The sequence below is a fragment of the Streptomyces sp. genome (assembly GCF_035563135.1).
GTDB lineage: Bacteria > Actinomycetota > Actinomycetes > Streptomycetales > Streptomycetaceae > Streptomyces.
Genome location: NZ_DATMVN010000352.1, coordinates 1 through 6,000 on the forward strand (window position 1 = coordinate 1; position 6,000 = coordinate 6,000).

Annotated in this window: 4 protein-coding genes and 1 pseudogene; 2 read left to right on the plus strand and 3 right to left on the minus strand. The window is 70.2% G+C overall.

Annotated elements, in window-relative coordinates; all coding sequences use genetic code 11:
- A pseudogene (locus tag VN520_RS15320) lies at positions 1–259 on the plus strand (hypothetical protein); the annotation flags it as partial.
- A gap of 65 nt (positions 260–324) precedes the next feature.
- Entirely contained in the window at positions 325–2,226 is a 1,902-nt protein-coding gene (locus VN520_RS15325) for an FAD-binding monooxygenase (RefSeq protein WP_325747468.1), read from the plus strand.
- A 190-nt stretch (positions 2,227–2,416) separates the two neighbouring features.
- On the opposite strand, the gene VN520_RS15330 is transcribed toward VN520_RS15325, so the two are convergent.
- The 3 genes from VN520_RS15330 to VN520_RS15340 all read right to left on the minus strand — a co-directional run.
- A complete protein-coding gene (locus VN520_RS15330; RefSeq protein ID WP_325747469.1) occupies positions 2,417–3,658 on the minus strand; it encodes an FAD-binding oxidoreductase in 1,242 nt (413 codons plus the stop codon).
- A gap of 172 nt (positions 3,659–3,830) precedes the next feature.
- A complete protein-coding gene (locus tag VN520_RS15335; protein WP_325747470.1) occupies positions 3,831–5,219 on the minus strand; it encodes an MFS transporter in 1,389 nt (462 codons plus the stop codon).
- A gap of 228 nt (positions 5,220–5,447) precedes the next feature.
- The coding region (locus tag VN520_RS15340; RefSeq protein ID WP_325747471.1) for an MBL fold metallo-hydrolase at positions 5,448–6,000 on the minus strand (553 nt) is incomplete at its 5' end.

Consider the following 6,000-nt stretch of genomic DNA (forward strand, 5'->3'; position numbering starts at 1 on the left):
CAGCCCGCACGCCCCGCCTGCCGCGCCGGAACTGCTGCAGGTGCGCCCCCGCGCCTGGCGTGGACCTCGTCGTACCGACCCCGCTCCGGCGTGCCGGCCCGGCGCCGAGGCCACCGGCGGGCAGCCCACCACCGGCACGTCCTACGCCCACGAGCACCACCCCCGGGTCGAGCGACCAGCCCGCTTCAGCGGTCCGCCACCGCCCTTGAACCGGCCACCAGCTGACGGCTACGATGCGGTGTACTCGATATCGAACTGATGTCTCGGTTATCGAACGCGACCTGAGCGCGGATCACCGCGATCACAACAACCCCAGGAGGACCAGTGCGTTTCCACCACCGTGGGTATGTGTCCGGAGATCCACGTGTCGAGCCCGCTGCCGGTGTCGGAATCGACCGCCCGGAGGAACTGCCCGACGCGATCGACGTCCTCATCGTCGGCACTGGTCCCGCGGGCATGATCACCGCCGCCCAGCTGTCGCAGTTCCCCAACGTGACCACGCGCATCGTCGAACGGCGCAGCGGCCGGCTCGAAGTCGGCCAGGCCGACGGCATCCAGGCGCGCAGCGTCGAGACCTTCCAGGCGTTCGGCTTCGCCGGCCGCATCATCGAGGAGGCCTACCGGATCACCACGATGTCGTTCTGGAGGCCGGACGCGGCCGACCCGTCGCACATCGTGCGCGCGAAGCGGACTCCTGACGACCCGGCCGGGGTCAGCGAGTTCCCCCACCTGATCGTCAACCAGGCGCGCGTGCAGGACTACTTCGCCGAGTTCATGGCCAACTCCCCGGCCCGGCTGAGGCCCGACTTCGGCCTGGAGTTCGTCGGCCTGGAGGTCGCCGACGGCGGCGAGCACCCCGTCACGGTCACCCTGCGCCACAGCAGCGGCCCGCGGGAGGGACAGACGCGCACCGTGCGCGCGAAGTACGTGGTCGGCTGCGACGGCGCGCGCAGCGCCGTGCGCCAGGCGATCGGGGGCACGCTCGCCGGTGACCAGGCGCTGCACGCGTGGGGCGTGATGGACGTCCTCACCGTCACCGACTTCCCCGACATCCGCACCAAGTGCGCCATCCAGTCGCAGGACGGGGGCAGCATCCTGCTGATCCCGCGCGAAGGCGGGCACCTCGACCGCTTCTACGTCGACCTGGGCGAGGTGTCCCCGGACGACCACGGCGCGGTTCGCAGGACCTCGATCGAGGAGATCATCGCCAGGGCCAACCAGATCATGCATCCCTACACGGTGCGCGTGGAGCACGTCGCCTGGCACAGCGTGTACGAGGTGGGCCACCGCCTCGCCGACAGGTTCGACGACGCGCCGGCGAACGGCACCAGCCCCCGCACGCCGCGTGTGTTCATCACCGGCGATGCCTGCCACACGCACAGCGCCAAGGCCGGCCAGGGCATGAACGTGTCGATGCAGGACGGTTTCAACCTCGCCTGGAAGCTCGGCCACGTGCTCGACGGCCGGAGCCCCGAATCGCTGTTGAGCAGCTACGCCGCGGAGCGCCGGGTCGTCGCGAAGGACCTCATCGACTTCGACAAGCAGTGGTCGACGCTGATGGCGGCGAAGCCTGAAGCGCTCGCCGACCCGTCCGAGCTCGAGGACTTCTACGTGAAGACGTTCGAGTTCCCGGCGGGCTTCATGACCCAGTACCAGCCCTCCGTCCTCGTCGCCGACCCGGAGCACCAGGCCTGCGCTACCGGGTTCCCCATCGGCAAGCGGTTCCGGTCGGCGCCGGTCGTCCGGGTCTGCGACGCCAACCCCGCGCATCTCGGCCACCACGCCCGCGCCGACGGGCGGTGGCGCATCTACGCCTTCGCCGACACCGCCACGCCAGGACAGCCATCAGCCCTCACCGACTTCGCAGAGTGGCTCGCGCACTCTCCCGACTCGCCGGTCGTCACCCATACACCGGACGGCGCCGACGTCGACGCCTGGTTCGACGTCAAGGTGGTCTACCAGCAGTCCTTCGAGGACGTGGACATGAGCTCCGTGCCCGAGGCCTTCCTCCCCCGCATCGGCCCGTTCGGCCTGGTCGACTACGAGAAGGTGTATGCCGTGGACCCCCAGCAGGACATCTTCGAGCTCCGGGGCGTCGACCGTGGTGGCGCCGTCGTGGTCGTCCGGCCGGACCAGTACGTCGCTGATGTGCTGCCGTTGACGGCGACGGACCGGCTGGCCGCGTTCTTCGCGCCGGTCTTCCTGACGCGGGGTGCCGCGAGCTGACGTTGGCTCGGAGGAACCGCAGTACCCGTTGCGCGCCACCGTCGGCTGCAACGGACCCGGGTTCTTGTGGCAGCGACTGGAACGCACGCTCCCCCACGTCGAGGAGGAAGACGCGGTCGCGCTCGAAGCGGATCCGGCCGGCCAACCGGTCGAGAGCGCGGGACCACCGGTGACCGGCTGGCACGGCTCCTCAGGACTGCGGTGAGAAGACCTTGCCCGGGTTCAGGATCCCGGCGGGGTCGAAGACGGCCTTGATCTGCCGCTGGATCGCCATCTGGACGTCACCGAGCTCGTCCTTCAGCCACCGGCGCTTGAGCAGACCGATCCCGTGCTCCCCGGAGAGGGTTCCGCCGAGCTCCAACGCGTACTCGAACAGTTCCTCCGCCGCGTTCCAGACCGCCTCCGGCACCTCGTCGCCCTGGAAGGCGAAGGCGGGGTGCAGGTTCCCGTCCCCGGCGTGGCAGGCCGTCGGGATGATGAGGTCGTAGCGCTCCTCGAGTTCCCGCACCCGTTCGAACACGGCGCTCATCCGGTCCAGCGGGACGGCGACGTCCTCCACCAGCAGGGTGCCCAGGCTCTCGATGGCGGGGAACGCCTCGCGGCGCACGGCCATCAGCCGTGCGGATTCGTCCGGGTCCGTCGTGAGCTCGGCCGCACCACCGGCGGCCATTACGAGCGCGTGCACCGTCTCCGCCTCCGCGACCGCTCCCGTGCCGTCGGTCTGCACCAGGAGCAGGGAGTCGCCGCGCGCCAGGAGGTCCAGGCCGCTGTAGCGGCTCACGCACTCCAGCGTCCGGCGGTCCAGCAGCTCCATCACAGCCGGTGTCAGGCCCGCCGCGACGATCGCCGCAGCGGCCTGTGCGGCCCGCTCGACCGAGGAGAAGTAGGCGCTGATGGTCGCCACCGAGCCGCGGACGAGGGGCCGCAACTTCAGCGTGCACTCGGCGATCACCCCCAGCGTCCCTTCGGACCCGATCATGAGCGCACACAGGTCCAGTCCGGTGACGCCCTTGACGGTGTCGTGACCGACGCTGATCAGTTGGCCGCCGGCCAGGACGACCTTGAGCGACAGCACGGACTCCCGCGTCACGCCGTACTTGGCGCAGAGCAGTCCGCCGGCGTTGGTGGCGACGTTCCCCCCGACGGTGGAGATCCCCCGGCTGGCCGGATCGGGGGCCCACCACAGCCCTCGCTCCGCCAGCTGCCTGTTGAGCTCGGCGTTGATGACCCCCGGCTCGACGACGGCGAGACGGTTCTCCACGGAGACCCGCAGGACGCGGTCCATGGCCCGGGTGGACAAGACGATCTCGCCGACCCCGGCGATCCCCCCGCCGACCAGGCCGGTGCCTGCCCCTCGTGTCACAACCGGGACGCCGTGGGCGCTGGCGATCCGGCAGGTCTCCTGGATGTCCTCCACCGATGTGGCTTCCACCGAGCACAGAGGAGGGCCGCTGCTGACCTGACCTGATCTGTCCCGCCGGTACCGGTCCAACTCGCCCGGGGATGTCTCCACCCGGCCCGGCAACCGCCCGAGCAGAGCGGCAACGACAGGCGCGGTACCGCCGCTCTCGCTCCGCGCAGTCACCGGACCGGGCAACCGCGCCTCAGACACGCGCCGTGTCAGCGTGGCGCAGGCCGTAGATCGGGTTCTGGGCCTGTTCCTCCTCGTTCTCGGGCCCGAGCGCGATCCCGCGGCGGTCGCGGATGAGCGCCGTGGCGCACATGGCCACCAGCGTGATCCCGATGAGGTACCACCCGACGGAGTAGACCGTGCCGGTGCGCTGGACGAGCGCGGTGCCGATCAGCGGTGCGAAGGCACCGCCCAGGATGGACCCCAGGGCGTAGGAGATGGACACACCCGAGTAGCGGATGGACGCGGGGAACAGCTCCGAGAAGAACGCCGCCTGCGGCCCATAGGTGAGGCCGGTCCCGATGCTGAAGAGCGCCAGGCCGAGAGCGAGGAGCCCGACGCGCCCGGTGTTGACCAGCGCGAACAGCGGGAAGACCGTCAGGAGCTGGCAGGAGAACCCGAGGAAGTAGGTGTTCCGCCGGCCGATCCGGTCGGAGATGAGACCACCCGCCCACGTGGTGCCGAGCCACACGACAGCCGAGAAGGACACGGCGAGGAGGACCGGGGTCCGTTCGAGCCCGACCGGTCCCTCGGGGTTGGTGGCGTAGTTCTGGATGAACCCCCCGGTGGTCATGTACCCGGCCGCGTTGTTCCCCGCGAACGTGAGCGCGGCGAGGATGACGAGCGGGAGGTGGTGGCTGAAGAGCCGCAGGGCGGGAATGCGGGTCGTCGCGCCTCTCGCGGCGATCTCCTTGAACACCGGACTCTCGTCGACCTTGCGGCGGATCATCACGCCGACGAACAGCAGGACGATGCTCAGCAGGAACGGCACCCGCCAACCCCAGTCGAGGAACGCCTGACCCGGAGCGATCACCCCGCTCATCAGGGCGAGCATCCCGGACGCGAGCAGCATGCCGATGGGCACACCGATCTGCGGGAACGCGCCATACATGCCCCGCTTCTTGACCGGTGCGTTCTCGACCGCCATCAGCACGGCTCCACCCCACTCCCCGCCCGCCGAGATCCCCTGGAGGATGCGCAGGAGCAGCAACAGGATGGGAGCGGCAACGCCGATCGAAGCGTAGGTCGGCACCAGTCCGATCAGCGTCGTCGACCCGCCCATGAGGAGGAGCGTGAGCACCAGCATGCGCTTGCGCCCGATCTTGTCCCCGAAGTGTCCGGCGAGGGCTGCGCCGAGCGGCCGGAAGAGGAAGCTCAGGCCCACGGTCGCGAAGGACAGCAGAATGGCCGTCGACTCCCCGGCGGGCGCGAAGTAGGTCTGCGCGAACACCAGACCGGCGGCATTCGCGTAGATGAAGAAGTCGTACCACTCGATCGTCGTACCGATGACGGTCGCGGTGGCCACCCGCCTGCGTTCAGCAGCCGTCGTGGGGTTGAGTGCGGTCACTGCGGAGTCGGACACTGCTGACCTCTTCGTCGTAGTCGTGACACCTTCGAGATGCTAGGGCCGCGCCTACGGCGCTGGACGGCACTCGTGTCCCGGCACGCTGGGCCCTCTGGGTCGCGCCCCGGTTGCGTCCCCCGGCGTTCACTCCGGCACCTCGCGGTTGCCGTCTTGTTGCTGCACCGGCCGGTGCGCGTCCCCGCGGACAGCGGGGACGTCGTGGTGGTGACCATCGCGGACCACGGCCTAGCGCGACTGCTGATCGAGCTGCTGCTCGGGGAGACGGTCGTCGTCAGCGACGGCTGGAGAGAGGAGGCCGACCTCGGCGCCGATCGTGGTGTCGTCGCCGTGGCCGGTCTTGACCACGGTGGCGCCGTCCAGGGTGAACAGCCGGGTCCGGATGGAGCTGAGGATGGTCGGCTCGTCGCTGTAGGAACGGCCAGTCGCCCCCGGCCCGCCGCAGAAGAGCGTGTCGCCGGTGAAGACGGTGCCCAGGTCGGCCGCGTGCAGGCAGGTGCTGCCCGGCGAGTGGCCCGGGGTGTGCAGTGCGTCCAGGTGGATGCCGCCGACGGTGAGCCGGGTGCGGTCGACCAGGTCACGGTCCGGTGCGGTGTCGGGGTGGACGACGTCCCACAGCATCCGGTCGTCCGGGTGCAGCCAGATCGGTGCCCCGGTGGCCTCGCGCAGCCGGACGGCTGCGGTGATGTGGTCGTTGTGGCCGTGGGTGAGCACGATCCCGGTCACCGTCCGGCCGGCCACCGCCGCCAAGATCGGCGCGGCATCGTGCGGGGCGTCGATG